Below are 25294 nucleotides of genomic sequence, written 5' to 3'. Positions count from 1 at the left end.
GCAGGTCACAAATGGACCCGTCCGTGTTTTTTCGCTAATCTCATTCCATGACAGAAGACCAGAGATGGGCCGCAGCGGTACATGAGGCCGGTCATGCCGTCGTTGCGCATGCCCTCGGGCGCGTGACTACCTCAGTCCAAATAGACGACTCTGGTGGCGGATTCACAATCAGGGATGCCGAGCATTCGCTTCCGTTGGTTGCAGAAAAAATTCTGCCAATCGTGCCGGACAACGTAACCATACTCTTCGGTGGCCAAATCGCGGAGATGCAGGTTTTCGGTAGAGTTATCTCGCGCAACATCAAAACCGACAATTTTCAAATAGAAGAATTGCTTGCCTTCATTCTAGACGATCGGGACCGCCTCCATGTTCGAGAAAATTGTCGGGAATGGGCAGCGCACATTTTGCGGCACCAACAAGATGGACTTGACCGACTTGCGCGACTCCTTTGCAAACGCGGTTCGATGGCTCAAGACGAAATCTTGGAAATCCTACGCACCTCTTGGTCTGGCGTGGGTTATCTCGTGGGTTGATGTTAGAAATCGGAAATTCCGTAATAGTATCAACAGACCTTGACGGACACCCCTTCCGCCAGCCCCGCCGATTCTACGCATCCAGCGATATTGCATGCCGCGGCGCCGCGATTGCTGGCAATTCCTGCGCGTTCATCATGACCGGCCAGTGTTCTGGAGCGATCCCTCAGGGCCAAATTCCGGGGCAAGCGGCAACGTGCGCTGGCCCGATCAGTGAGGCTGGACATCCTTAGACCACCGGTCTAAAGCTGCCGCGCGATTGCGATCAGTTTTTGCGGATCATCCGATGGACCAGCGACTTCAGGCGCGTGCGCGATTGCGGCTGCTTCCCGATCGGCAGCGCAGCGCCTGGCTCGATATTGCAGAAGAGGAATTCAGGGCGTTCGGATTTGAGAGCGCGTCACTGAACCGAATTCTGACGCGCGCCGCGATCAGCAAGGGACAGGCCTATTATTATTTCGCCGACAAGAGCGAACTCTATCGTGCCGTCATGGAGCGGGCGATCACCGAGCTTGCCGATTTGATCGACGCAAAGCCGGTTCAGCCTGTGTCCATTGCCGACTACTGGCGCCAGACCGCCGCGCTCTTTGGCAATGTGACGATGGTCCTCGGGCAGAACCACCGCCTCGCTGAATTGGGACGCGGCATCTATCGGGAGGCGACCGCACAGGCCGCCATCGCGGATCTGCTCGACGCTCTTCACACCCAATTTGCGCGGCTGATCGAAGCCGGACAGGCGATCGGCGCCATCCGCTCGGACCTTCCCCTCGTCCTGCTGACGGACATCGCCTTTGCGGCCGCGCGCGAAGCCGACCGCTGGTTTGCGCTGAACGCGCAAAGCCTCGGTCCGCAGGAAGCGCTCACTCTGAATCACCGCGTGTTCGGCCTGTTCACCGCGATGCTCGCGCCAGGCAATGACGCCGGCGCATGGTCGCAATTATCGCCATCAGACAAGGATTAGTCGAATGCAGAAAACCCGCGTCGTCGTCGCCGCGCTGTTGGTCGCGTCCGCCCTGAATTTGGCGCTCATGGTTCCCGGGGGTTTCGTTGAAACAAGGGATTTCAGCGCCTACCCCTTCCTCGTTCTGGGCGCATTCAATGTGTTTTTGACGGTCCTTGGCCTGGGCAGCATCATGCTCGCCTACGTCGTCATCAAGGCAGGCAAAGGATATCGCTGGTCGGCGCTTGCCGGTGTCGCCTTCATTGCCGTCTACCTGCTCGATCTCGGGGGTATTTTCCCGGTGCCGCCAAACCCGATGTCGACGCTGTTGGCAACGTTGGAATGGATCGGCACGGCGCTGGGCCTGGCCCTTGCCACCGCCTCGCTCCTTCTGCCCAGGCGCGCCACGGCAAACGCGGCACCCTCGGCCACGCCGTCATGGCCCAGACCCGTCATGGTTGGCCTCGGCCTGCTGGCGCTAATCATCGTCGCCTTTGCGACTAAATCCGCGATGGGCGTTTAGCCATCTCCTTGCAGACTGCGACCATATCCAACCACGACCAGTCGCGTTGGCGTCGCCCGACGATGTGCTGACGCGCAACCGGCGTCAGACCCGCCCGGCCTCAGACCGGCCCGGCGTTCGACCTGGTCGCGGCGGGCGGGGCCTTCGGTTGGCGCGCGCCGAACCGTTTCATCACCGCGACGTAGAACACCGGCACGAACAGCACCGCAAGAACGGTGGCGGAGAGCATGCCGCCGAACACGCCGGTTCCGATCGCATGCTGGGTCTCGGCGCTGGCTCCCCGCGCCAGCATCAGCGGGACGACGCCGAGGGCGAAGGCAAACGACGTCATCAGGATCGGTCGCAAGCGCAGCCGGGCGGCCTCGACGACGGCGTCGCCGAAGTCCCGCCCCTCGGCCCGCAAGCTCCTGGCGAATTCGACGATCAGGATCGCGTTCTTGGCCGAGAGCCCAATAATGGTGATCAGCCCGACCTTGAAGAACACATCGTTCTCGAGCCCGCGAATCTGAACCGCGAGGACGGCGCCGAGCATGCCCAGCGGCACGACCAGCATGACCGACAGCGGAATCGACCAGCTCTCATACAGCGCCGCCAGCACCAGAAACACCACCAGCATCGACAGCGCGAGCAGGATCGGCGCCTGCGAGGCGGAGCCCTTCTCCTGCAGCGACTGTCCGGTCCATTCAACCACGAAGCCGGACGGAAGCTGCGCGGCGAGCCGCTCCATCTCCGCCATGGCGGCGCCACTGGACACACCGGGCGCGGCATTTCCGGCGATGCGCGCCGCCGGATAGCCATTGTAACGCACGAGCTGCAGCGGCTCCTCGCCCCATTGTGGCGTGACCACCTCCGACAACGACACCATGGCCCCGGCATTGTTGCGGACGTAGAGCTTCAGCACATCGTCGATCTGCATGCGGTTCGGCGCGTCCGCCTGCACGATCACCTGCTGCAGCCGGCCGGCATTCGGAAAGTCGTTGACATAGGTCGACCCCATCGCCGCGGTCAGCGTGTCGCTGATCATGGTGAAAGGCACGCCGAGGGCCTCGGCCTTCTGGCGGTCGATCTTCAGCTTCACGCTGGGTCCGTTCGGCAACCCCTCGGGATAGACGCCGCTGACGACCTTGCTCTGCGCGGCAAGCCGCAGCAATTCGACCTGGGCCGCCATCAAGGCCGCATGGTCGCGATTGGCGCGGTCTTCGAGCCGCAGCGCGAAGCCGCTGGTGGTGCCCAGCGCCTCGATCGCCGGCGGTTTCATGCTCATCACGGTGCCCTCTGGAATCTGGGCCATCGCCGCGGTGGCGGCGGCAACCTCGTCGCCCGCGGTGGTGTCCCGCTCGCTCCAGTCCTTGAGGCTGGTGAACGACATCGCCGCGTTCGATCCGGATCCGGAAAAACCAAAGCCGATGATGGAGGTGTTGCTCGCCACGGCCGGCCGCGTCGCCACATAGGCATCGTATAGCTTGACGACATCGCGGGTGCGCTCGGCCGTCGCATCGGCCGGCAGCGTAAAGCTCGTCATGAAGTTGCCCTGATCCTCCGCCGGGACGAACGAGGACGGCAATCGCATGTAGCAAAAAGCCAGCGCGCCGACGATCACAGCATAGAGGATCATCATCCGCCCCGTCCTGCGCAGCAACGCCGCGACCCAGCCGGCATAGCCTTCCGTCAGCCGGGTGAAACTGCGATTGAACCAACCGAAGAAGCCCTTCTTCTCGTGGTGGCCGGGGCCGACCGGCTTGAGCAGCGTGGCGCACAGCGCGGGCGTCAGCGTCAGCGCCAGGAACGCCGAGAACAGGATCGACACCGCCATCGATAGCGTGAACTGCCGATAGATCGCGCCGACCGAGCCGCCCGCCAGGCCCATCGGAATGAACACCGCGGACAGAACAAGGGTAATCCCGATGATCGCGCCGGTGATCTCCTTCATGGCCTTCTGGGTGGCTTGCCTGGGCGGCAGGCCCTCGGCGGCCATGATCCGTTCGACATTCTCGACCACCACGATCGCGTCGTCGACGATGATGCCGATCGCCAGAACCATGCCGAACATCGTCAGCACGTTGATCGAATAGCCCGCCACCCACATCACCGAGAAGGTTCCGAGCAGCGCAATCGGCGCGACGATGGCCGGGATCAGCGTGTATCGGATGTTCTGCAGGAACAGCAGCATCACCAGGAACACCAGCGCCATCGCCTCGATCAGCGTGTGCAGAACCTTCTCGATCGAGATCTTCACGAAAGGCGCGGTGTCGAAGGCGATGGCATAGGACATCCCCTCCGGCATGGCCGGCGCGAGTTCGGCAAGGCGCGCATAGACGGCCGCGGCGGCGCGCACCGCATTGGCACCCGGCGCCAGCTGAACGCCTGCGGCAGTGGCCGGCTTTCCATCTTCGAGCGTGGCAAAGCCCATGCTCTGCGCGCCGATTTCGACGCGGGCGACATCGCCCAGCACCAGCTTCGACCCATCGGGCTTGGCGCGCAGAACAATCGCGCTGAATTCCTCGGGGGTCTGCAACTGCCCCTGCACGGTGAGCGGAATACTCACGCGTTGTCCGGACACGGTCGGCTCGGCGCCCACCCTGCCCGGCGCGATCTGGGCGTTCTGCGCCTGGATCGCAGCCGTGATTTGCGCCAGCGACAGCGAATAGGACACCAGCTTGGCCGGATCGACCCAGATCCGCATCGCCTTTTCAGAACCGAAGGTCTGGACCCTGCCGACGCCGTCGACGCGCTTCAACTCCTGCACGATGTTGCGCGTCATATAATCGCCGAGCGCCAGCTCGTCATAGCTGCCATTGGGCGAGTTGAGCGTAACGATCATCAGAAAGTCGGAGGCCGCCGATTCGACGGTGACGCCCATGCGCCGCACCGCCTCTGGAAGCCGCGCTTCAATCGCCTTGAGACGGTTCTGAACGTCAACCTGCGCCAGATCGGCCGCGGTCCCCGGCTTGAACGTCGCGGTGATACTGGCGCTGCCGGAGGTATCGACGGTCGATTCGAAATACAGCAGGTTCTTGACGCTGGACAGCTCCCTTTCGATCAGGGTGACGACGCTGTCATTGATCGTCTGCGGCGTGGCGCCCGTATAGGTCGCATAGATACTCACGCTGGGGGGCGCGATGGTCGGAAAGCGCGACACCGGAAGCTGGGTGATGGCGATGGCGCCGACCAGCGCGATGAAGATCGCGATGACCCAGGCGAAGACGGGACGATCGATGAAGAACTGAGACATGATGCTGTGGCGTACTCTCAGTCAGTCGCAGGCGCGGGCGCGGCGAACGGCACGGTCTCGACGACCGCGTCGGTCTTCACGCGGTCCTGGCCTTTCACCACCACGGTCTCGCCTGCTTTCAGGCCGGCGGTCACGATATAGCGACGCTCCACAATCTCGCCGAGACCGACCACGCGCCGGCTCGCCCGCTTGTGATCGTCGACGATCACCAGCTGCGGCGTTCCGGCCGGATCTCGCAGCACCGCCTCCTGCGGCACCAGCAACGCATTGTGTTTGACGCCGCGCGGCATTCGGGCGCGGACATACATGCCCGGAAGCAGAAGCCGATCCGGGTTTTGCACCTCGACCCGGACCGTGACGTTGCCGGTGCCGGGATCGACGCTGATATCGGAGAACAAGGCGCGCCCCGTCACCGGATAGGCCTTGCCGCTGGCGGCGAGAATCGCCACCGGCACTTTCGAGGCGTCGTCGAGCTGGCCCGATCGGGCGGCCTCCCGGATCACGTCAATCTGGGTCGCCGGCTGGCGCACATCGACATAGACCCGATCGATCTGCTGGATGATCGCCAGCGGGCTTGTCGAGGCCACCGATGCGAGCGCGCCTTCGCTGGCGAGCGCCTGCCCGGTTCGCCCCGCGATCGGCGCCCGCACCGTTGCAAACGCAAGATCGAGATTCTTGCGCTGGAGCGTCGCCCGGGCTTCTGCGACATTTGCTTTCGCCTGGGCCAGATCCGCGACGGTGCCGTCAAAGGCCTCGCGACTGATGGCATTGGTCGGCACCAACTGCTTGGCGCGGTCGAACTTGCCTTGCGCGCGCACCAGCCCGGCCTCGACCCGCTCGAGCACCGCGGCCGCGCTGGCGACCTCCGCTTTGAAGACATCGGAATTGATTTGAAACATCGCCTGGCCGGCCTTGACCTCGGCGCCCTGCTCGAACAGCCGCTTTTCAAGGATACCCCCGACCTGGGGCCTGATCTCAGCGGTCCGGAACGCCGCGACCCGCCCCGGCAATTCGTCGACAAGGATCACCGTTTCGGGCTTGACCGACAGCACCGTGACGCGGGCCGGCGGCGCCGCAGCCTGCGCGCTCGCTCCGTCGGCTTGCTTCTGGCCGCAGCCCGCCAGACCAAGCGCCGCCACAACAGCGAGCAAAATGCGGACAGCACCAAATCGATAGAACATTCACGAACCCACATCGAGGCGGCGCGACCAACGCACTGCCCCGTCGTCGATTGCAGCGGGGGGTTGGTGCACCATCGACATCGTGTGGAGATTTGATGGATGCGTCTTACGATGATTGAAACGCGACCGGTTTCGTATCAGTGATGCAAACCACGGCGCAGCTGCGCGATGCCGCGGCGCGCGCAGATTTGATCGTCCGGCTGCTTGTCGCGCGGTCCAACAATCGACACTAAGGATCTGCACAGCCGCTAACGGGCGGATGCGTGTTGTTCGATAGGCATCTGGCCAAGGAATTCAAAGCATGATCCATGACGCTCAACCGACGATCGAAAAATATCCGGCATCGCTGCGGATCCTGCATTGGGTTCGCGCCGTGTTGATCATCGGGCTGATCGCCGCCGGCTGGGCCATGACCGGGGCGAGCGACACCACCGCCTCGAAGTTTGATTTTCTCTACCCCTGGCACAAATCCTTCGGCGTGCTGGTGTTCCTGATCGTCGTCGCGCAGCTTGCGATCCGCGCGACATCGCAATTGCCGGGATCGGCGCCGCTCCCCGCGCACGAGCGAATCCTGTCGCATGCCGTGCACATCGCCATCTATGCGCTGGTGCTGATCGTGCCGCTGATGGGCTATGCAATGTCCAGCTCTTACGCCGAGAGCTCAGGGGTGTTCTTCTTCGGCATCCACATTCCCGAGCTGCTGCCGAAGGATCACGAAAGGTTCAAACTGTTCCAGCTCTTGCACAAGACGCTCGCCTACACCTTGCTGGGTCTGGTCACCCTGCATATCGTCGGCGCGCTCAAGCACCGCTTTTTCGATCAGGATCCGCGCACCGACGTTCTGCCGCGCATGATGTGAGCGGGGCCGCCTTGACGCCGAGCTCCTGCCTTCCTGTTTCATGCGAACTCGCAGCGTCTTTGCTCGTGATCGCCCGGCGCATCGGCCGACGGCGCGCCGGTGCACGCTCTACAGATCGTCGAAATCCATCTCTTTGTCGTCGTGCAGCATCGGCCCGTAGATGCTTTGTTCTGAGCCGGGGATGTCGATCGCGTCGAGATGCTTGCGATAGAAGGCGACCGGCCCAACGCCACCGATGATCGCATAGGCATATTCGGCTTCACGCATGCCGCGCAGCGTGGCGAACAACAGCGCCTCGCCGATGCCCTGCCCGCGCGCGGTCTTGGCCACGCCAGTCGGGCCGAAGAAACCGCGCATCGAACAGTCGGCGCAGGCGAAGCCCAGCAACTCGTTCTGCCGCACGGCGATCCAGATCATCGCCGGAGAGCGCGTGAAAGCCCGCGTCGCCTCGCTGACCCAGGGACCGTAGAAGTTCTTTTCGATCCAGGGCAGCACGACATAGGCTTCCGCCGCCATCGCGCGACGGACAATGATGCCGCGCGCAGCGATCTCCTCCTGGGTGCGAATGTCGGGAAGATCATAGAGACGGACGAGAAGATCGCTCATCGACTGGCCTTTCATTGAAACAATGACGGGATTGGCTGCGCGCCGGTGATAGCCGGCGGTCGATTGACCACCGGCACGCGACAATGCCGACCGGGCGCGTGACCGGTCGGCAAACTGTCACACACCGGACGCCGGGCGCTCCCTAGTCGCGATCCGGCGGCGGGCCGTCTTCGGAATTCATCCCAGGTCCGGGACCGCCGCCATCGCCGGGACCGGCATGGTCGGGACCGCCATCATGATCAGGGCCGCCGCCATGGTCGGGTCCGCCGCCATCGCCGGGCCCGCCAGGCTCGGGACCGGGGCCGCCATGCTCGGGTCCGGGGCCGCTATCTTCGGGCCCGGGGCCGCCATGGTCGTCGTCCCAATTGTCGCGCCAGCCGGGCGGATCGCCGTCGTCCTCCCAGTGATGTTCACTCCAGTGGTCGCGTTGCCCGTAGAAATCATAGTCGCGATAATTGTCTTGCCAGTAACTGCCGAGGTTGAAGGTCACGATCGGGATGCCCACCCGCGCCGCGTAGGCCGGGACGTAAACCCGCCGCGCCGCGTGAACAAACTGAATATAAGCTCCCGACACCCAGCCGCGAACGCCGGGTGCGCTCACGTCGCACCATTTGTAGGCGACCAGACAACCGTGAATGGTCAGGGACGAGCCGGCAGACACCGTTCGGACCGCGGGAAATCGAACACTCGGGCCGGAGCGGACGTTGACATTCGCGGTGGAATATCCCTGCAGAGTGCGAGCCTGTCCGTCGGCGGAAAATCCGACGAGAAGAGCGAAAGTCGTTGCACAGATCGCGAGGTGTTTTGTCATGGTTTATCCGATTATGGGCATCGCATGATGGGCATCACGCCGACGCGCCGGGTAGGATGCGGTGAACGCCCCGCCTTGCGCCTTGCATTGCCTCGCAATGATTGGCGCCCCGTCGAGGCTGCGTGAAGATCTCGAGGAGAGCACCTCATCGCGATCCAGCTGCACTGATGGCCACCGCTCGGCGAGGCCGGGCTTAGCGCGCGACCCGCGTCCATATTTCGCTTCCGCATAGCGGTCCGGAGCACCCGCGCACTTCCAGCCGTCCCGCGTCGAGCAGGGTGACGGTGCTGGCATAGCTGCGGCCGTCGTCGGCATTGTAGACCCGCCCCGACCAGGCGGTTGCAGTGGCGGGTAGCATATCGAGAAACAACTGAAGCCCGATGATGCGGCGGGCCTTGCGCGACGGATCCGGATTCTTGTCGTCGGTCTGAGGCCTGCCGGTGGCTTGGTCGATCGGCTGCTTCAACCACACCACCTTGCCGCAGATCGCCGCGCCGCACGGTCTCACCGCCACCTTGGCGTCGCCGGCCTGGGTCAACCAGGTTCCCGAAGGATCGGTCATCGGCCTGGCGCGCTCCGATGTGGCGTCGCGTGCGAGAGCCAATGTGGCCGCCAAGACCATCGGCAGGGCAAACATCGCGGTACGAACTGGGTCGGTGCGCATTCGTAAAGATCCTGGGTGTCGCGGCGAGAGGAGCAGCTTCGTTTTCACCAGCCTGCCGCAAATGCCGGTACGCCGCCTCATCGGCGGCGACGATCCACCAACCATGAAGAATGCATGGAGTTTTGGTGGAGAAGCGCCATATTGGATCGACGCTGGCCGTCCGCCCGTGCGATCAGGCCGTATCTCATGGAGTCTTGAAGTGTTTCGATGAACGCCCTCATCCTCATTGCCGAAGACGAGCCGCAAATCAGCGAAATTCTCGACGCCTATCTGACGCGCGAGGGCTTCCGCACGGTCCGCGCCGGCGATGGTCGCACCGCACTTGACCTGCACCTTGCGTTGAAGCCGGACCTCATCCTGCTCGACGTGACGATGCCGCGGCTTGACGGCTGGGAGGTGCTGGCCGAGGTCCGCCGCCGCGGCGATACGGCCGTCATCATGATCACTGCGCTCGACCAGGACATCGACCGCCTGCAGGGACTACGCCTCGGCGCCGACGACTACGTCGTCAAGCCGTTCAATCCGGTCGAAGTTGTGGCGCGTACCAAGGCGGTCCTGCGCCGGGTCGGCAAGTCGAGCGCCGGCGGCGTGCTGCGCGTCGATAACCTCGCGATCGATCTTGAAAGCCACATGGTGAGAGTCGAGACGGGTGGAACAGCGCAGTCACTGCCGCTCACACTCACCGAATTCCGCCTGTTGGCCCACATGGCGCGAACACCCAGCAAGGCTTTCACGCGTAGCGAGCTCGTCGACGCCTGTCTTCCCGGCAGCGACGCGCTGGAGCGCACGGTGGACAGCCATATCAGCAATCTTCGCAAGAAACTCGGCGAGGCCGGCGCGCCCGGCATGCTGTCCGGTGTCCGCGGCATCGGCTATCGATTGGCCGCGATATGAGGCGGCAGCGCCTCAGCCGGCAGATCATCGTCTCGATGAGCGTCTTGGCGACGATCGCGATGCTGATCGTCTTCGTCGGCTCGTTCATTTTCTACGGAATTTACCTCACCTATTTTCCCACGCCGACCGGACCGCCTCCGCTTCTGCCCGAAGCGTCGGACTTGGTGCTGATGGCGGTGTTCCTTCTGATCGGATTGGCGCTGGCCATCCTGGTCTCGCTGCGGTTGGCGAAGCGGATACTGACTCCGCTGAATTCGCTGGCGGAAAGCGCGCGCAAGATCGCCGCGGGCGACCTGTCTGCGCGCGCGGCTCCTGGCGACCGCTCGCTTGGCGAAACCGCCCAACTGGTCGACGATTTCAACGCGATGGCGCAACGGCTGCAAGATATCGCCGAAGACATGATTGCCTGGAATGCGGCGATCGCACACGAGCTCAGAACGCCCCTCACGATCTTGAAGGGCCGCCTGCAGGGTATCGCCGACGGCGTTTTCGCCCCAGACGAGGCTTTGATCCGCAATCTGCTGCTGCAGGTCGACGGGCTGTCGCGGCTCGTCGAAGACCTGCGCACGGTCACGCTGGCCGATGGCGGGCACCTCGATCTGAGATTGGAGAAGGTTGAACTCGCCGCGGAAATCTGCGGAGTCGCCGACCTGCTCGAGCCGTCGCTGCGCAAGGCCGGCTTCTCGCTCGACGTCACCTTGATCGATCTTGTGGTCCGCGGCGATGCTGTACGTATTCGCCAGGCACTGCTCGCCCTTCTCGACAATGCCCAGCGCTATGCGCTACCCGGCTCCATCGAATTGGCGATCATGAAATCCGGCAATTCGGCAATCATCCGGGTCGAGGATGATGGGCCGGCATTGTCGCCGGATTTCGCCAAGCGAGCCTTCGAGCCGTTCGCGCGCAGCGAACAATCGCGCTCGCGGCGCCTCGGCGGGTCGGGGCTGGGACTATCTGTCGTTCGGGCGATTGCCGAGGCGCATGGCGGACAGGTCTCCTATCGGAAATCCTCGCGCGGTGGCGCCGTGTTCGAGATCACGCTTCCGCTCGACGACTCCGCGTGCCATGTGGCGCCCGACTGATCGCTTCAATCAGTCAGTTCAATCAGTCAGTCGCGGCAACATGGTCAAACAGGCGCGCTCAGTCGAGGCCGCGTTCGCGGCTCAGCGCCACCATCTCGGCGACGAAGGTTTCCTTCTGCTTGGCATCGAGGCTGGCATAGAGCGGCTCGGCGGCGTCGGCGACGGCGCGCTGATCCTGGGCGCGGTCGACCAGAAACTGGGCCTCGTTGCGCATCTGCTCGACGATGTCGTCGCGGGGGTCGCGCTTGGCCCGGGCGATGCGCAGATTCAGCCGGTCGGCGCCGTGATAGCCGAGTTCATGCATCGCGCGGCTGAAGCCGCCCCAATGCTTCTCCTGCTCCGGCGTCAGCTTCAATTCTGCCTTGATGCGCTCGATATTGGCGTCCGAATTGGCGACGATCTGCTCGGCGGTGAGTTCGACAGGTGCCGCGGGCGCCTTGCCGTCTTTCGCAGCCTTCGCCTCGGCCTTCTCGGCCTTCTGGCGCGCAGTTCGCTCCGCCCTGGTCTCCTTGCGCGGCTTCGGCGACGGCGCCCGCGCACTGTCCACCGGCCCGCGCGCGGTATTGCCGCCGGTGACGCCGCCGATCACGCCGCCGACGACGCCGACCACGCCACCGATCGCGCCGCCCAGCACGCCGCCGACCGGCCCCGCCGCCTTGTTACCGGCCCGCGCGCCCTGCTCGACGCCCTTCACCAGGCCCTGGGCCCGCAACGCGGAGGGCATCGCCAGCAGGGCCAGCAGCGTGGCGGCAAGCACGCCGGACAAAGGGCGCTTCGGCATCGCGGGTCTCGGCATCGCGGGTCTCCTCAAGGGCGTCCAGATCCAGCCAGCGGCGCAGGCCGGGATCGGACGGCTGATCGAAAGCCCCGAAGGCTTTCGATGATTCGCCGCGAAGTCTGGCAGAGCGCGGCTGCGCGGAGAAGCAAATAGCGCCGCCGAAGGGCCCCGCCCTGCCCGCGTTGTCGTCGTGACCGGGCCGGCTTGACCGAAGCAGCGCCCCCGTCCTCAATGGTTCCGCGCGCCGTCGCGCCAATGAAACAAATCCGGGAGCCCCAATGACCGCCGCCACCCATCCGTTCCAGCGCAGCCATTCGATCATGATCAACGCCGAACTCGGCGCGGTGTTCGACTACGTCACCAATCCGAAATCATGGCCGCAATGGCTGCCCTCCTCGCACGAGATCGCGTGCGACGACCGCCCGATGCGGTTCGGCGATACGTTTCACGAGCACTGGTCGACCCGCACAGGCCCGGTGAATCTCGACTGGCTGGTGATCGCCTGCGAAGCGCCGCGACTGTGGATCGGTCTCACCCACACGCCCTTCATGGGGCCGATCGTGGTTCAATACATCTGCGAGCCGCTCGACGGCGGCACCAAATTCATCCGTACGCTGCGCAACCCGGCGCGGCCGAAACCGCCGACCGACGACATGGTGGCGCGGATCGACGAGGAAGCGATGCTGGGGTTGGGGAACATCAAGAGGATCGTGGAGGCAAGCGAAGGTCTGACCCCGTAGCTCGCGCCTCACCCCACGCCGGTCACTTCGAACAGCTCGCCGTCATAGCCGGCCTCGGCGGGAATGCGCAGCGTGCGCTTGTCGCCGTCCTTGGTCAGGATCGGCATCACCGTGACCACCGGCCTGTCGCGGGCGTCGGCGAGCGCCGCCTGCACGCCGGGCTGCTTGCCGAGCTTGATCAGGTTACGGGTGGTCGGGAACGGCAGCGTGAAGCGGCCGCTGGCGCCGCCCTCCAGCGCCTCGCGTGGCGACAGCCAGATCGAATCGGTGGATTCCTTGCCGTCATGCCTGCCGAGCTGCTCCGGCGGCGCCTCCGCCAGAAAGAACCAGGTGTCGAAACGCTTCGGCAGCCCGACCGGCGTGATCCAATGCGCATAGGGCACCATCAGGTCGAGCGCCAAGACGAGCTCGTTGTCGGCCAGCACCTGCGCGAACGCCACCTTGCCCTCGCACAACGCCGTGCGATGCGCGGCCTCGATCTCGGCGGCGCGCGAGGCCGCGATCAGCTCGCTGCCGCCGCGCGGCCGCGCCAGCAGGATGCCGCTTTCCTCGAACGTCTCGCGCAGCGCCGCGATGCGGAAATTCAGCGTCGCCTCGCCATAGCCGTCGGCATTGGCATAGAGCGCGGGGTTGGCGATGATATCGCGATCGCCGGCATCGACGCTGCCGCCGGGAAACACCAGCGCGCCCGAGGCAAATTCGATCTGATAGTGCCGCACCATCATGAACACTTCGATGCCGGCATTTGCGGGCGCGTCACGCAGCAACAATACGGTGGACGCGGGACGCACGGCGGCTGCTTCGGTCGACATCGTTTCGCTCCCGGATCTGACCTCATCCCGAGGAGCGGCGCATTCGCCGCGTCCCAAAATGAGGTCTGGTTATCGTCATGGGTCGAGATGCGCGCCAGGCCGGCGCGCCCTCTCACCATGCAGTCTTTCCAATCTACGCCGCGCTGGATTTCGGCGCCAGGTCAGCGCGCTCGTCGACCCTTGCCACCCGCGACAGCAGATAATCCACTTCGGCCCTGGCGGTGGCGGTGATCGCGGCGGCCGGCAGGCGCTGCGCGCTCGTCGCAATCAGGCCGCGCTTTTGCATGATATATTTGCGCACCGCCAGGCCGACGCCGGGCTGCTGCTCGTAGCGGATCAACGGCAGATGCGCGTCGAACAGATTATGCGCCAGATCGCGCAGCCCGGCCTTCGACAGCTTGACCACCTCGATCAGCAATTCCGGAAAGGCGTAGCCGGTCATCGCGCCGTCGGCGCCGCGCTCCATCTCGAAATCCAGGAACAGCGCGTTATTGCCGGTCAGGATCGACAACGGCCGCAGCGAGCCGTCCTTCTGGAATTCGCGCAGCGTCGAGATCTTTTCCAGTCCCGGCCAATCCTCATGCTTCAGCATCACGCAGGACGGGTTTTCGGTGACGATCTGGCGGATCACCGCCGGAGTCATCACCACCGTCAGCGTCAACGGATAGTCCTGCAGCACCCAGGGAACATCGTCGCCGATCGCCGCCACCGCCTGTTTGAAATAGCCGGTGATCTGCGCGTCGGTGCGCAGATGGGACGGCGGCGCGATCATCACGCCTGCGGCACCCGCATCCATCGACGCCCGCGCCAGCGCGCGCATCGCCGCGAAGCCCGGCGCAGAGACCCCGACGACGACCGGTAGCTTGTCGGCGCGCTTGATGAAGCGCGTCGCCACCGCCACCGCCTCGGCACCCTCCAGCTTCGGCGCCTCGCCCAGAATCCCCAATACGGTGATGCCGTCGCAGCCGACCTCGGTATAGAAATCGCTCAAGCGATCGATCGAGGCGTCGTCGATCTTGCCGTCCTCGAGAAATGGCGTCGGCGCGATGGCGAAGGTGCCTGCGGCTTCGTGGGTCAGTTTCATCGAATGCGCCTCAATCCAGCATTGTCGTTCGGAATTTCCGCACTAGCGCATTCCGCAACGGCAACAAAGCCCATTTCGATCTAAAACCGCCGCGCCGACGCCTTGACATCCGCCTCGGAGAAGAAAATGTCGTCGGCGTGATCGACGATATCCTGCGCTTTCCAGCCATCATGCGGCGGCTTCCAGCCGTCCATTTCCATCATCCGCATCTCGCGGACGCCGCGCGGGCCGGAGACGCCAAGGATCTTGCCGCTCTGGTTCCCCGACAGGCTCGACACCATGTAGAGCACCGCGGGCGCGATGCCGTCGGGCTCCAGCGCCATGCCGGGATTGTCGATATAGCGCGGCAGGTCGGCGGTCATCCGGGTCAGCGCGCCGGGCGCCAGGGTCCAGACCCGGATGTTGTATTTGCGCCCCTCGATCGCCAGCACATTGCTGAGGCCGAAGATCGCGCCCTTGGCGGCGCCGTAATTGCTCTGCCCGAAATTACCGATCAGGCCGGAGGTCGACGAGGTGTTGACGATGACGCCGCCGCCATTGTCCTTCATCCAGCGAAACACCGGCTGGGTGACGCAGAACGTGCCCTTCAGATGCACCTTCAGCACCTTGTCCCAGGCCGCTTCGGTCGCCTTGGCAAAGGTCTGATCGAGCAGAATGCCGGCATTGTTGACCAGGATGTCGGCGCGGCCGAAATGCCGGATGGCGTCGTCGAACACCGATCGGCCGCCCTCCATGGTCGAGATGTCGGCGCCATTGGCGACGGCGCGGCCGCCCTCCGCGGTGATCGCATCGACCACCTGCTGCGCCATCGACAGGTCGGAGCCCGAACCGTCACGCGGTCCGCCGAGATCGTTCACCACCACCGCGGCGCCTTCGCGCGCGAACAATTTGGCGTAGGCCTCACCGAGCCCGCCGCCGGCGCCGGTGATCAGCGCGACTTTGCCATCGAGCAGTCCCATCATCGCCTCCCGTTTGATCGAGGTTCGTCATTCCGGGATGCACTCTGGTCGGCGTCAGCCCGACCGGAGCGCAGGCCCGGAATCCATACTCCCTGTGGTTATGGATTCCGGGTTCGCTCGCAGCTGACGCTGCTCGCGCCCCGGAATGACACACGACAGTTTCAGCCCAGCACGGTGCGCCCGCTCTTGATCACGGTGACGTCGCGCTCCTTGACCTTGGCCTCGAAGGAAATCACCTCGCCGTCCTTCCACATCGCCATGGTGACGGTCTCGCCCGGATAGACCGGCGAGGAGAACCGCACCGCATGGCGCTTGAACGCGGCGGGATCGTAATCCGCATAGGTCTGCAGCACGCCGCGGCAGGTGATGCCATAGGTGCACATGCCATGCAGGATCGGCCGCGCAAAGCCGGCGCGCTTGGCGAATTCCGGATCGGAATGCAGCGGATTGCGATCGCCGCACAGCCGGTAGATCAGCGCCTGATCCGGCCGCGTGGTGATCTCGACCGTGCGGTCGGGCGCGCGCGACGGCATCTGATGCGGCTCGGGCTGGCCGGCGGACGGGCCGCCAAAGCCGCCATCGCCGCGGGCGAAGCGCGACGCCAGCAGCGTCGCCAGTTCCGCGCCGGTCTCATCGCGCAGCACCGTCTGGTGCCGGATCACCACGCCCTTGTCCTTGCCCTTGTCGAACACGTCGAGCACGGTGGAATCGGCAGTGATCTTCGCCGCTACCGGCAGCGGCCGGTGAAAGGTGATGTCGCGCTCGCCATCGACCACCAGCAGGCGGTTGAGATTCATCTCGCCCGGCCCCGCGCCCCATGCCGCCACTGAGGCGAAGGTCGGCACCACTTTCAGCGGACGCGCCGTATAGGTCGCCTCATTGACGAAGGCTAACTCGGTCTCGGCCATCGGATCGGCGCCCATGCCGATGCCATAGGCGTACAGCATCACGTCGCGATCGGTGTAGGCATAGGCTTGGCCGAAATTCTTCATCGCCATCAGTTCGTCGTAGCGGGCCGACATTGCGACACTCCCTCCCCGGCATTCCCGGATGTTGTTTGTTCATCTTCATCGCAAACACGTCAAAGTTCGTCATTGCGAGGAGCACTTGCGACGAAGCAATCCAGTCCTTGCTTGTGGCCCCTGGATTGCGTCGCTGTCAGCCGGCGCGCGCGCCGGCCTCGGCCCGCAATGACGCTACCCCACCGGCGTGAAGAACGGCAGCGGCGGGCCGCCATCGGTCGGCTTGAACACCACCTTGACCTTCTGACCGATCTTCAGCGCGTGCAGATCGCAATCGACGAAATTGGTCAGCAGCGACGGGCCTTCCTTGAGCGTGACATAGCCGACCGCGTAGGGCCCGGTGGCGGATTTGCGCATCAGGCTGAAGGTGTAGATCTCGCCCTCGCCAGCGCTTTGCTCCCACACCGTCTGGTCGGAAAAGCAGAACGGGCAGATGCTGCGCGGAAAATAATGCGGCTCGCCGCAGGCGGTGCAGCGCTTGATCAGGAATTTGCCTTCGGCGGCTGCGTCCCAGAACGGCTTGGTCTCGGGATTGCCCTGCGGCGTCGGGTATTTCACGGTGCTGTCCATTACACGCGCTCCAGAATGGCGGTCGATGCGGCATGGCGCAGGCCGAGCAAGCCGCCGGTGCCATGCGCGATGGCGAGATCGCAGTTCGGCACCTGCACCTTGGGATGGGCTTCGCCGCGCAGCTGGCGCACGGCTTCCAAAATCTTGGTCATGCCGCCGCGGTTGACCGGGTGATTGCTGCACAGTCCGCCGCCATCGGTGTTGAACGGCAATTTGCCGACGCCGGAAATCAGATTGCCGTCGGCGACGAATTTGCCGCCGTCGCCCTTCTTGCAGAAGCCGAGATCCTCCAGCTGCATCAGCACCGTGATGGTGAAGCTGTCATAGATCGAGGCGTATTTGATATCCTTCGGCGTAATGCCCGCTTCGGCGAAGGCGCGCGGCCCGGACCACACGCCGGCCGAATAAGTCAGGTCGAGATCCTTGCCGCCGCGCGGCCCCTTCATCGCCTCGCCATGGCCGATCAGCCGCACCAGCGGCCGCTTCAGGCTCTTGGCGATTTCCTCGGTGGTCACGATCAGCGCCCCGCCGCCGTCGCTGACGACGCAGCAATCCATCCGGTGCAGCGGGTCGGAGATCATCGGCGAATTGATGACATCCTCGACCGTGACGACGTCCTTGAGCATCGCATGCGGATTGTACTGCGCGTGATGCGACGCCGCGACCTTGATCCAGGCCAGCTGTTCGCTGGTGGTGCCGTAATCGTGCATGTGGCGCATCGCGCACATGCCATAGGCATTGTGGGTGGTCGCCCCATAGGCGGTTTCGAAATCGGCCTCGGCGCCCTGCGCGCGCGGCGGCATCGCGCCGGTGCGCGGCTTGCCGGCCAGCGTGATCAGCGCGATCGAACATTTGCCGGCGGCGATCGCCTGCGCGGCATGGCCGAGATGGATGATGTAGGAACAGCCGCCGGTCTCGGTGGAATCGACATGGCGCGGCTTGATGCCGAGATAATCGACCATCGGCCACAATCCGCCGGGCGCGTCGCCGGCGCAGAAATAGCCGTCGACATCCTTGTGCGTCAGCCCGGCATCCTCGAGCGCGCCCTTGGCGACTTCGGCATGCAGCTGGGCGATGGATTTATCGGGCGCGTGGCGGGTGGGATGTTCGTAGATCCCGGCGAGGTAGGCCTTGCCTTTGATGCTCAACACAGTCTCCGCTGGTTTTTTCCTTGCAGATGTCTTGGCGCGTCACGGCCAGATTGGCAAGTGGGGTTTCTTTCGGAGCCGCATGACAGAGCCGGAATCAAAAAATTCGGCTTCACTTCGTCATTGCGAGGAGCCCTTGCGACGAAGCAATCCAGGCCTTTCTTGCCGCCCCTGGATTGCTTCGCTTCCGGACGGCGCTACGCGCCGCCCTCCGCTCGCAATGACGGCGCCTTTTGAGATCCGCCTATTCCGCCGCGATCTGGCGCGGCAGCGGCGGACGCGGATGGGCGAGGTCGCGATGCAATTCCGCGTGACGGAGTTTTGTCTCCTGCACCGATTTTTCCTTGATCGGGCCGTAGCCGCGAATGAGGTCCGGCAGCGACAGGATCTCGACTGCGGTGTCGATGGTGCGTGGCGACAATTGTTCGAGCACCGCGGCCACGTCCGTCTCATAGGCGGTGATCAGATCGCGTTCGAGCTTGCGCTCGGGATGCAGGCCGAACAGATCGAGCGGCGTGCCGCGCAGAAAGCGCAGCGCGGCCAGCGTGCGGAACAGCGGCCGGATCGCCTGTCCGAACTGCCGCTTCTTCGGCCGGCCGGAGGCGTCGATTCCGGGCAGGATCGGCGGCGCCAGATTGAAGTTGACCTTGTAGTCGCCATCGAACGTGTCGCGGATCTGCTGTTCGAAACCGGGATCGGTCAACAGCCGCGCCACCTCGTACTCGTCCTTATAAGCCAGCAGCTTGGCGTAGTTGATCGCCGCCGCGCGCGGCAGCGCCTCGTCATAGCCGCCGGCATCGGCGGCGGCGCGGACCTTGGCCACCAGCGCCTGATAGCGCGCCGCCAGCTTCTTGCCCTGATAATTGGTGAGCATCGCGCTACGATGGGCGATGAGCTCGTCGAGCGTCATCTCGCTTTGGGTCTTCACCGCCACGGTCTGATCGGCGCCTTGCAGCAGCGACGCCAGCCGCGCCGGATCCGCCGCCGCCAAGCGGCCGAGCTGGAACGCCTGCGAGTTCATCTTGATCGCCACGCCGTTCAACTCAATCGCCCGCGCGATCGATTCCGCCTTCAGCGGCAGCAGGCCCTGCTGATAGGCAAAGCCCATCATCATCATGTTGGTGGCGATCGAATCGCCGAGCAGCGTTTCGGCCGCCTTGGTGAAATCGAGGAACGCCGATTCCTTGCGCAGGGCCGCTTCCAGCACATTGTTGACCTTGCGGGTCTGGAAATCGAAATCGCGGTTGCGGATGAAATCCGCGATCGGGATCAGATGGGTGTTGACGACGCCATGGGTGCGGCCGCTCTCGCATAGCGAGATCGTCTCCTTGGAGATCGCCATCACCTCGTCGGCGACGATCAGCAGATCGGCGCTGCCGGTGACGATCCGCGAACAGGTGACGTCCTCGGGTGCGCCCGACAGCCGGACATGGCTCAGCACCGCGCCGCCCTTTTGCGCCAGCCCCGACATGTCGAGGATCATCGAGGCCTTGCCCTCGATATGCGCCGCCATGCCCAACAGCGCGCCGATCGTCAGCACGCCGGTGCCGCCGACGCCGCCGACCGCGATGTTATAGGGCCGCTCCAGACCAGGCCGCGATGCCGGCTCCGGCAGATCGTCGATGGCACCGAAATCCACCGGCGCGCGGCGGCGCAGCTTGCCGCCATCGATAGTGACGAAGGACGGGCAGAAACCCTTGAGACAGGAATAATCCTTGTTGCAGCTCGACTGATTGATCGCCCGCTTGCGCCCCAGCGCGGTCTCCAGCGGCTCCACCGAGATGCAGTTCGACTGCACCGAGCAATCGCCGCAGCCTTCGCAGACGGCGGCATTGATCAGCACGCGGCGCTGCGGATCCTCCAGCGTGCCGCGCTTGCGGCGCCGCCGCTTTTCGGCGGCGCAGGTCTGCACGAACACGATCGCCGACGCGCCCTTGATGTCGCGGCATTCGCGCATCACCGCGTCGAGCTCGTCGCGATGGCGCAGATGCGTGCCCGGCGCGATCGAACCGGCCGGATAGGCGTCAGGCGTTTCCGACACCAGATAAAGGTCGCGGATGCCTTCGGCATGCAGCTGGAAAGTGATCTGCTGCGGTGACAATTCGCCGTCATGGCGTTGGCCACCGGTCATCGCCACGGCGTCGTTATAGAGGATCTTGTAGGTGATATTGGCCTTGGAGGCGATCGACTGCCGGATCGCCAGACTGCCGGAATGGAAGTAAGTGCCGTCGCCCAGATTGGCGAAGATGTGCTTTTCCTCGGTGAACGGCGCGATGCCGACCCAGGGCACGCCCTCGCCGCCCATATGGGTAAAGGTCTCAGTGTTGCGGTCCATCCACAGCGTCATGAAGTGACAGCCGATCCCGGCCAGCGCGCGGCTGCCTTCCGGCACCTTGGTCGAGGTGTTGTGCGGACAGCCCGAGCAGAAATACGGCGTCCGGGTGATCGGCACCACGTTCTGCACCTGCGAGGCGTCGCGGCCGTGAAACCAATCGGCCTTGGCGCGCAAAAGCGCGGCGATCTCCGGATCGATCTCCATCGCCAGCAAGCGATCGACCAGCGAGGTCGCGACCTTGGCGACACTCAGCTCGTCGGCGAACGGCAGGAAGCGATGATTGTGATCATCCATCTTGCCGATGATACGCGGGCGCGGGCCGCCGACGTTGAACAGCTGCTGCTTGACCTGGTTCTCGATGATCTCGCGGCGCTCCTCGATGACGAAGATCTCCTCGAGCCCGCGGGCGAACTCCTGAACGCCCTGCGGCTCCAGCGGCCACGGCATGCCGATCTTGTACAGCCGCAGGCCGATCCTGGCGGCGACCTGCTCGGTGATGCCGAGTTCGCGCAACGCCTGGCGGACATCCTCGTAGCTCTTGCCCGAGGCCATGATGCCGAACCGCGCATTCGGCGAATCCATGGTGATGCGGTTGACCTTGTTGGCGCGCGCGAAGGCGATCGCCGCAAAGCCCTTATAGTCCTGCAGCCGGCGGTCCTGATCGTAGCGGTCGTCCGGCCAGCGCAGATTGAGTCCGCCCGGCGGCAACTCGAAATCGCTCGGAATGATGAAGGGCGTCATTTCGTCGGCGAGGTTGATCTCGGCGGTGGTCTCGACCGTCTCGGTGATCACCTTCATGCCGACCCAGCAGCCGGAATAGCGCGACATCGCTATGCCCAAAAGGCCCATCTCGATGATCTCGTGGATCGAGGACGGATACAGATAGGGCATCAGGGCGGCGATGAAGGCGTGGTCGGATTGATGCGGCACGGTGGAGGATTTGGCGCCGTGGTCGTCGCCGGCCAGGCATAGCACGCCGCCATTCTTGGCCGAGCCCGCCGCATTGCCGTGGCGGAACACGTCGCCGCAGCGATCGACGCCCGGCCCCTTGCCGTACCAGATCCCGGTGACGCCATCATATTTGGCGCCGGGCGACAGATTGAGCTGCTGGGTGCCCCAGATCGCGGTGGCGGCAAGGTCTTCATTGACGCCGGGCTGGAATTTCACGCCAAGCTGGTCGAGGTGATGCCGCGCCGCCATCAGCTGCTGGTCGTAGCCGCCGAGCGGCGAGCCGCGATAGCCGGTCACGAAGCCCGCGGTGTTGAGCCCGCTGGCGCGGTCGCGCCGGACCTGGGCCATCGGCAGCCGTACCAAGGCCTGGATCCCGGTGAGGAAGATGTGCCCCGAGGTCTGCGTGTATTTCTGATCCAGACTGATCGGACCCTGGTCGATTCCCATTCCACCCTCATGCGTATTTCGCCCGGCCGTTCGGCCGCATTTTATATCTGGAAACAGTCTATGTCGGTTTCCATGCCGAACACATCACAAAATGCCGCGATGAAGCTATGCGTTGCCTCGCGCAATTTCGTTGCGAAAAACCGCGCCGACACTGGCTGCGTGCGATGCGATGAGGGTGCTGCGCGCAAATAATATGTCCCGCGCTTTTACGGGCGGCGAATCGTCGTGGAACTGGGTCGCGGGGAACGCTTGCTCGGGCTCCGAATTATCACCGGCAGCCGAAAGGAGGCCCCCATGGCGCAACATCCCGATCCGAATCACGATCGTCCCGTGCCCAATCAACCCGGTCCCGACCCGATCGATCAGTCCTCGACATCGCGCTTTCGCGAACCGCCGCAAGTGGATCCCGAATTGGTGGAAGGACCGGCCAGCCGCGGCCGCATTGCCGCCTTCGCGCTGGCGATCGTGCTGGTGCTTGGCGCGGTGTTCTATGGCCTGACCGCGGCGACTACCACACCCGATGCTGCGTCGACGGCGTCGCAGAACGCCCCGCAGAACCAGACCGACGCGCAGAACTCACCGACCAATCCCGCGGCGACTTCGCCGGCGATTCGCGACGTGACGCCGTATAACCGGGAGCCCGGCACCACGACGGGTGCCGCGCCATCGCAGCCTTCGACGTCCAGCGCGCCGGCCGATCGCGCGCCGCAATAATCTGCGGCGGCGCGCCGCAGCGCCGACGATCCGCGGACGCCCCACGGCGTCCGCTGATCGGAAAAGACCACCAGATGGTGAGGCGCTTACCGCGCCTTGCCGTCGTGTGGCGGCGATCGGGTCGCGACCTGATGTCTCAGCATCAGATTTCTCTTCCGCCGAGCATTGCCAGCGCCTGGCGGGCGTCAGGCATTCATCGAGCGTTCAGCCCACCTCGTTCATTTACTGAGACACGGATCCTGATCCGTGTTTGTTCAATTCGATGTTTTCGCCACACCTGACAGGTCGTCACCATCGTACGATTATTCAGAGCCGCGTGGCTCAAGAAGGAAGAAATGCTATGAGGAAGATCTTTGCCGCCGTCGTTTTTGCCGCCACCCTCGCCGGCTTCGGCGCGGCCAATGCCATGCCTTTGGCGCCGCTCGGCGCCGCCGATCATGCCGGCGTGATTCAGGTCGCGCAGGGTTGCGGACCCGGCTGGGCGCGCGGCCCGATGGGACGCTGCCGCCCGATGGCGCGTCGCGCCCCGGTCTATCGCCATGGCCCGGTCTATCGTCGCGGCCCGGTGGTGGTTCGTCCCGGCCGGATCTGCCCGCGCGGCTTCGTGTTCCGCCGCGGTCGTTGCATCCGCTAAGCGTCCGAACCGATCGACATCGAAAACCCCGCGCCAGCGGGGTTTTCTTTGCGCCGATCACGCCCCCGGCGATCAACACCTATCGAAACGAGATCAACAGCCTGCGCAGCGAATACAGCGGCAGCCAGGGCAGCAGGATCGGCACGCTGCGGACATAGTCCCGATAGCTTGGCTGCGCGCCGTAGCGTTCCTCCTGCTTGCGCTCCAGCCCCGCGGCCGCGGCCACCATCAGCACCTCGATATAGACCACGCCCAGCGTCGTCAGCAGCCACGCCGCCGTGCCGCCATAGGCCGAGATGCCGGACAGCCAGACGCCGAACCAGAACAGCATCTCGCCGAGATAGTTCGGGCAGCGCACCCAGCGATACAGTCCGACATCGCAATAGCGTGTCGGATTGTCGGCCTTGAAGCGATATTTCTGAGCATCGGCGACGGATTCCAGCACCAGACCGATCAGCATCACCGCGACGCCGAGCGCCACCGTGTGCAACGCGCGTGCCTGCGCCTGCGCCGACAAGGTCAGCAGCGCCGGCAGGAACAGCAGCGTGAACAGCACGCTGACGCCGAGCCAGATCGCCGTCTTCTGCAAGATTGTGACCGTGGAGGTGCGCCGCTCCGCCACCGCCAATTCGCCCTGGTAGACCGGATCGCGTTCGCGCCAGGCCAGAAAGCCGCCGAGCCGCACCCCGTAGGCCAGCAGCAGCAGCAGCTGGATCAGCACCCAGCCGGCGATGCTGTCGCGATAGGCCAGGCCGATCACCAGGCTCTGCGCCGCGATCGCGCCCGCATAGCAAAGGCTGACGAAATAATACACCCGGCGAAAACCGGGCGCCGCGACCACGAGGCAGACCGCGAAGGCCAGCAACACCATGTGCCACGGGATCGTCATCCGGGCCGCGCCTGCGTCGACCGGGGCGCCATCGCACGCCGAGTCATCGTCGCTTCTTCAGCGCTTTGCAAAGGCCGATCCGCTGGGGTCGCGCACTTACCGACCGAGCTTGCAGCGTTGGCCCGGCACCCTGGTATCGCAAACTTTGGTGGCATCGAGGAGTTTCCGCGCGGTCCTGATCTGTTTGGCGTTGGGTTCGAAGCCGTAGGCGAACTGCACCAGATAGAAATTGTCGCGACCCCGGACCGCCTTCAACCAGTTGGTTTCTTGCCGGCCGGACGGCTTGGCGTGCGGGCAGGTCTGGCTCCAGATTGCGATCGGATAGAGATTCTCGGTGCCAGTCTTGATGGTCTTGAAGCGCGCGCCGGGACAGGTGTCGGCCGCGGCCTTCTCCTGCCGGTTGCGGAAGGCGGACGGCGCGACGTCATTCATCTTATAGAAGATCTGCGCGGTCAGCCGCTCGGTCCAATGGTCTACACTCTCGCCCCGCGGCAGCAGCAGGGTGTTCTTCTCGTTGTCGGTCTTGCTCTCGGAAACCAGTTGGAAGCCCTGCGGCGGCCGCAGCAGCAGCTTCTCGTGTTCCGCGGCGTGGGCCGGCGCGGCGACGAGGACATTGGCGAGCTGGCACAGCAGGATCAGACGGAGCATGGAGGCCTTGCGCGGCATGACGGACTATCCGGCGATTTAAATTGCTTCGTTCCCCTGCCGTCAATCGATACGGCACGGATTTGGCAGAAAAGCGCGCTGTCGTGATGGCGGCGCGACGCTTCTGCCGACGACCCGGTGGTTCAGGCGCGTTAGCCATGATGCCTAAGGTTAATATTGCGAATGCGTTGACGCTCCTTCAATTCGAACGGATTGTCCGCCGTCCTTTGGCCTTTGCTGC

At 64.4% G+C, this 25294-nt stretch carries 24 protein-coding genes; 9 read left to right on the top strand and 15 right to left on the bottom strand.

Annotated elements, in window-relative coordinates; genetic code table 11:
* Positions 1 to 47 precede the first annotated feature (47 nt).
* The 3 genes from RBJ75_RS03470 to RBJ75_RS03460 all read left to right on the top strand — a co-directional run bounded on the left by RBJ75_RS03470 (position 48) and on the right by RBJ75_RS03460 (position 1996).
* Positions 48 to 533: a hypothetical protein gene (locus RBJ75_RS03470; protein ID WP_044410330.1), complete on the top strand. Its 486-nt coding sequence runs from the start codon at positions 48 to 50 to the stop codon at positions 531 to 533.
* Between the two features lie 286 nt (positions 534 to 819).
* Positions 820 to 1494 carry a TetR/AcrR family transcriptional regulator gene (locus RBJ75_RS03465; protein WP_052628907.1) on the top strand — a complete coding sequence of 225 codons (675 nt, stop codon included), beginning with the start codon at positions 820 to 822 and terminating at the stop codon, positions 1492 to 1494.
* Positions 1495 to 1498: 4 nt separating this feature from the next.
* Positions 1499 to 1996, top strand: coding sequence for a hypothetical protein (locus RBJ75_RS03460; protein WP_044410327.1), 498 nt, complete (start codon positions 1499 to 1501; stop codon positions 1994 to 1996).
* A 100-nt stretch (positions 1997 to 2096) separates the two neighbouring features.
* On the opposite strand, the gene RBJ75_RS03455 is transcribed toward RBJ75_RS03460, so the two are convergent.
* Both RBJ75_RS03455 and RBJ75_RS03450 read right to left on the bottom strand, forming a co-directional pair.
* Positions 2097 to 5228, bottom strand: a complete 3132-nt coding sequence (locus RBJ75_RS03455; protein WP_044410324.1) for an efflux RND transporter permease subunit — start codon at positions 5226 to 5228, stop codon at positions 2097 to 2099.
* Positions 5229 to 5245: 17 nt separating this feature from the next.
* Positions 5246 to 6409 (bottom strand): efflux RND transporter periplasmic adaptor subunit, encoded by a 1164-nt coding sequence (locus RBJ75_RS03450; RefSeq protein ID WP_044410321.1) that lies wholly within the window; start codon positions 6407 to 6409, stop codon positions 5246 to 5248.
* A 301-nt stretch (positions 6410 to 6710) separates the two neighbouring features.
* On the opposite strand from RBJ75_RS03450, the gene RBJ75_RS03445 reads away from it, so the two are divergent.
* Positions 6711 to 7268 carry a cytochrome b gene (locus RBJ75_RS03445; RefSeq protein ID WP_044410318.1) on the top strand — a complete coding sequence of 186 codons (558 nt, stop codon included), beginning with the start codon at positions 6711 to 6713 and terminating at the stop codon, positions 7266 to 7268.
* A gap of 108 nt (positions 7269 to 7376) precedes the next feature.
* Here RBJ75_RS03445 and RBJ75_RS03440 read toward each other — a convergent pair whose 3' ends face one another.
* The 3 genes from RBJ75_RS03440 to RBJ75_RS03430 form a co-directional block, all read right to left on the bottom strand.
* Entirely contained in the window at positions 7377 to 7874 is a 498-nt protein-coding gene (locus tag RBJ75_RS03440) for a GNAT family N-acetyltransferase (protein ID WP_044410342.1), read from the bottom strand.
* Between the two features lie 142 nt (positions 7875 to 8016).
* On the bottom strand, positions 8017 to 8685 hold the full coding sequence (locus RBJ75_RS03435) for an SH3 domain-containing protein (RefSeq protein WP_080901004.1): 669 nt from the start codon (positions 8683 to 8685) through the stop codon (positions 8017 to 8019).
* Between the two features lie 193 nt (positions 8686 to 8878).
* On the bottom strand, positions 8879 to 9349 hold the full coding sequence (locus RBJ75_RS03430; protein WP_080901003.1) for a DUF2147 domain-containing protein: 471 nt from the start codon (positions 9347 to 9349) through the stop codon (positions 8879 to 8881).
* Between the two features lie 207 nt (positions 9350 to 9556).
* On the opposite strand from RBJ75_RS03430, the gene RBJ75_RS03425 reads away from it, so the two are divergent.
* A complete protein-coding gene (locus RBJ75_RS03425; protein WP_044410313.1) occupies positions 9557 to 10243 on the top strand; it encodes a response regulator in 687 nt (228 codons plus the stop codon).
* On the top strand, positions 10240 to 11325 hold the full coding sequence (locus tag RBJ75_RS03420) for an ATP-binding protein (protein WP_044410311.1): 1086 nt from the start codon (positions 10240 to 10242) through the stop codon (positions 11323 to 11325). The genes RBJ75_RS03425 and RBJ75_RS03420 overlap by 4 nt, the downstream gene beginning before the upstream one ends.
* 58 nt (positions 11326 to 11383) lie before the next feature.
* Here the strand turns inward: RBJ75_RS03420 and RBJ75_RS03415 are convergent, their stop codons facing one another.
* Entirely contained in the window at positions 11384 to 12121 is a 738-nt protein-coding gene (locus RBJ75_RS03415) for a Spy/CpxP family protein refolding chaperone (protein WP_044410310.1), read from the bottom strand.
* 260 nt (positions 12122 to 12381) lie between these two features.
* Here RBJ75_RS03415 and RBJ75_RS03410 point away from each other — a divergent pair, with 260 nt between their 5' ends.
* Entirely contained in the window at positions 12382 to 12843 is a 462-nt protein-coding gene (locus RBJ75_RS03410) for an SRPBCC family protein (protein WP_044410308.1), read from the top strand.
* An 8-nt stretch (positions 12844 to 12851) separates the two neighbouring features.
* Here the strand turns inward: RBJ75_RS03410 and RBJ75_RS03405 are convergent, their stop codons facing one another.
* From RBJ75_RS03405 to RBJ75_RS03375, 7 genes are all read right to left on the bottom strand, one after another.
* Complete coding sequence (locus RBJ75_RS03405) at positions 12852 to 13655, bottom strand: NUDIX hydrolase (RefSeq protein ID WP_044410305.1); 804 nt, start codon at positions 13653 to 13655, stop codon at positions 12852 to 12854.
* A gap of 133 nt (positions 13656 to 13788) precedes the next feature.
* A complete protein-coding gene (locus RBJ75_RS03400) occupies positions 13789 to 14739 on the bottom strand; it encodes a dihydrodipicolinate synthase family protein (RefSeq protein WP_044410302.1) in 951 nt (316 codons plus the stop codon).
* An 80-nt stretch (positions 14740 to 14819) separates the two neighbouring features.
* Positions 14820 to 15698: an SDR family oxidoreductase gene (locus RBJ75_RS03395; RefSeq protein WP_044410337.1), complete on the bottom strand. Its 879-nt coding sequence runs from the start codon at positions 15696 to 15698 to the stop codon at positions 14820 to 14822.
* Positions 15699 to 15859: 161 nt separating this feature from the next.
* Positions 15860 to 16720: a MaoC family dehydratase gene (locus tag RBJ75_RS03390; protein WP_276156552.1), complete on the bottom strand. Its 861-nt coding sequence runs from the start codon at positions 16718 to 16720 to the stop codon at positions 15860 to 15862.
* Between the two features lie 174 nt (positions 16721 to 16894).
* The gene (locus tag RBJ75_RS03385) at positions 16895 to 17290 is read right to left on the bottom strand and encodes a Zn-ribbon domain-containing OB-fold protein (protein WP_044417444.1); all 396 of its coding nucleotides are present in this window, start codon (positions 17288 to 17290) and stop codon (positions 16895 to 16897) included.
* On the bottom strand, positions 17290 to 18438 hold the full coding sequence (locus tag RBJ75_RS03380; protein WP_044417445.1) for a thiolase domain-containing protein: 1149 nt from the start codon (positions 18436 to 18438) through the stop codon (positions 17290 to 17292). Before RBJ75_RS03380 ends, RBJ75_RS03385 begins: the two co-directional genes overlap by 1 nt.
* A gap of 244 nt (positions 18439 to 18682) precedes the next feature.
* Positions 18683 to 22171, bottom strand: a complete 3489-nt coding sequence (locus tag RBJ75_RS03375) for an indolepyruvate ferredoxin oxidoreductase family protein (protein ID WP_044417446.1) — start codon at positions 22169 to 22171, stop codon at positions 18683 to 18685.
* 294 nt (positions 22172 to 22465) lie between these two features.
* Between RBJ75_RS03375 and RBJ75_RS03370 the strand changes: the two genes are divergently transcribed.
* Together RBJ75_RS03370 and RBJ75_RS03365 are read left to right on the top strand one after the other, a co-directional pair.
* Entirely contained in the window at positions 22466 to 22885 is a 420-nt protein-coding gene (locus tag RBJ75_RS03370) for a hypothetical protein (protein ID WP_052629049.1), read from the top strand.
* A 340-nt stretch (positions 22886 to 23225) separates the two neighbouring features.
* Positions 23226 to 23519, top strand: coding sequence for a GCG_CRPN prefix-to-repeats domain-containing protein (locus RBJ75_RS03365; protein WP_044417447.1), 294 nt, complete (start codon positions 23226 to 23228; stop codon positions 23517 to 23519).
* 79 nt (positions 23520 to 23598) lie between these two features.
* Here RBJ75_RS03365 and RBJ75_RS03360 read toward each other — a convergent pair whose 3' ends face one another.
* Together RBJ75_RS03360 and RBJ75_RS03355 are read right to left on the bottom strand one after the other, a co-directional pair.
* Positions 23599 to 24408 (bottom strand): DUF1295 domain-containing protein, encoded by an 810-nt coding sequence (locus tag RBJ75_RS03360; protein ID WP_276156551.1) that lies wholly within the window; start codon positions 24406 to 24408, stop codon positions 23599 to 23601.
* A 96-nt stretch (positions 24409 to 24504) separates the two neighbouring features.
* Positions 24505 to 25074, bottom strand: a complete 570-nt coding sequence (locus RBJ75_RS03355; protein WP_234707524.1) for a hypothetical protein — start codon at positions 25072 to 25074, stop codon at positions 24505 to 24507.
* Positions 25075 to 25294 lie beyond the last annotated feature (220 nt).

Source organism: Rhodopseudomonas sp. BAL398 (assembly GCF_033001325.1).
In the GTDB taxonomy this organism is placed as follows: Bacteria; Pseudomonadota; Alphaproteobacteria; order Rhizobiales; family Xanthobacteraceae; genus JARJEH01.
This window is presented reverse-complemented; position numbering and strand designations above follow the sequence as displayed.

What these genes read in the sequence shown, in the direction of transcription:
- RBJ75_RS03470 (WP_044410330.1), top strand. Translation starts at nt 48, where the DNA reads ATGACAGAAGACCAGAGATGGGCCGCAGCGGTACATGAGGCCGGTCAT.
- RBJ75_RS03465 (WP_052628907.1), top strand. Translation starts at nt 820, where the DNA reads ATGGACCAGCGACTTCAGGCGCGTGCGCGATTGCGGCTGCTTCCCGAT.
- RBJ75_RS03460 (WP_044410327.1), top strand. Translation starts at nt 1,499, where the DNA reads ATGCAGAAAACCCGCGTCGTCGTCGCCGCGCTGTTGGTCGCGTCCGCC.
- RBJ75_RS03455 (WP_044410324.1), bottom strand. Translation starts at nt 5,228, where the DNA reads ATGTCTCAGTTCTTCATCGATCGTCCCGTCTTCGCCTGGGTCATCGCG.
- RBJ75_RS03450 (WP_044410321.1), bottom strand. Translation starts at nt 6,409, where the DNA reads ATGTTCTATCGATTTGGTGCTGTCCGCATTTTGCTCGCTGTTGTGGCG.
- RBJ75_RS03445 (WP_044410318.1), top strand. Translation starts at nt 6,711, where the DNA reads ATGATCCATGACGCTCAACCGACGATCGAAAAATATCCGGCATCGCTG.
- RBJ75_RS03440 (WP_044410342.1), bottom strand. Translation starts at nt 7,874, where the DNA reads ATGAGCGATCTTCTCGTCCGTCTCTATGATCTTCCCGACATTCGCACC.
- RBJ75_RS03435 (WP_080901004.1), bottom strand. Translation starts at nt 8,685, where the DNA reads ATGACAAAACACCTCGCGATCTGTGCAACGACTTTCGCTCTTCTCGTC.
- RBJ75_RS03430 (WP_080901003.1), bottom strand. Translation starts at nt 9,349, where the DNA reads ATGCGCACCGACCCAGTTCGTACCGCGATGTTTGCCCTGCCGATGGTC.
- RBJ75_RS03425 (WP_044410313.1), top strand. Translation starts at nt 9,557, where the DNA reads ATGAACGCCCTCATCCTCATTGCCGAAGACGAGCCGCAAATCAGCGAA.
- RBJ75_RS03420 (WP_044410311.1), top strand. Translation starts at nt 10,240, where the DNA reads ATGAGGCGGCAGCGCCTCAGCCGGCAGATCATCGTCTCGATGAGCGTC.
- RBJ75_RS03415 (WP_044410310.1), bottom strand. Translation starts at nt 12,121, where the DNA reads ATGCCGAGACCCGCGATGCCGAAGCGCCCTTTGTCCGGCGTGCTTGCC.
- RBJ75_RS03410 (WP_044410308.1), top strand. Translation starts at nt 12,382, where the DNA reads ATGACCGCCGCCACCCATCCGTTCCAGCGCAGCCATTCGATCATGATC.
- RBJ75_RS03405 (WP_044410305.1), bottom strand. Translation starts at nt 13,655, where the DNA reads ATGTCGACCGAAGCAGCCGCCGTGCGTCCCGCGTCCACCGTATTGTTG.
- RBJ75_RS03400 (WP_044410302.1), bottom strand. Translation starts at nt 14,739, where the DNA reads ATGAAACTGACCCACGAAGCCGCAGGCACCTTCGCCATCGCGCCGACG.
- RBJ75_RS03395 (WP_044410337.1), bottom strand. Translation starts at nt 15,698, where the DNA reads ATGGGACTGCTCGATGGCAAAGTCGCGCTGATCACCGGCGCCGGCGGC.
- RBJ75_RS03390 (WP_276156552.1), bottom strand. Translation starts at nt 16,720, where the DNA reads ATGTCGGCCCGCTACGACGAACTGATGGCGATGAAGAATTTCGGCCAA.
- RBJ75_RS03385 (WP_044417444.1), bottom strand. Translation starts at nt 17,290, where the DNA reads ATGGACAGCACCGTGAAATACCCGACGCCGCAGGGCAATCCCGAGACC.
- RBJ75_RS03375 (WP_044417446.1), bottom strand. Translation starts at nt 22,171, where the DNA reads ATGGGAATCGACCAGGGTCCGATCAGTCTGGATCAGAAATACACGCAG.
- RBJ75_RS03370 (WP_052629049.1), top strand. Translation starts at nt 22,466, where the DNA reads ATGGCGCAACATCCCGATCCGAATCACGATCGTCCCGTGCCCAATCAA.
- RBJ75_RS03365 (WP_044417447.1), top strand. Translation starts at nt 23,226, where the DNA reads ATGAGGAAGATCTTTGCCGCCGTCGTTTTTGCCGCCACCCTCGCCGGC.
- RBJ75_RS03360 (WP_276156551.1), bottom strand. Translation starts at nt 24,408, where the DNA reads ATGACGATCCCGTGGCACATGGTGTTGCTGGCCTTCGCGGTCTGCCTC.
- RBJ75_RS03355 (WP_234707524.1), bottom strand. Translation starts at nt 25,074, where the DNA reads ATGCCGCGCAAGGCCTCCATGCTCCGTCTGATCCTGCTGTGCCAGCTC.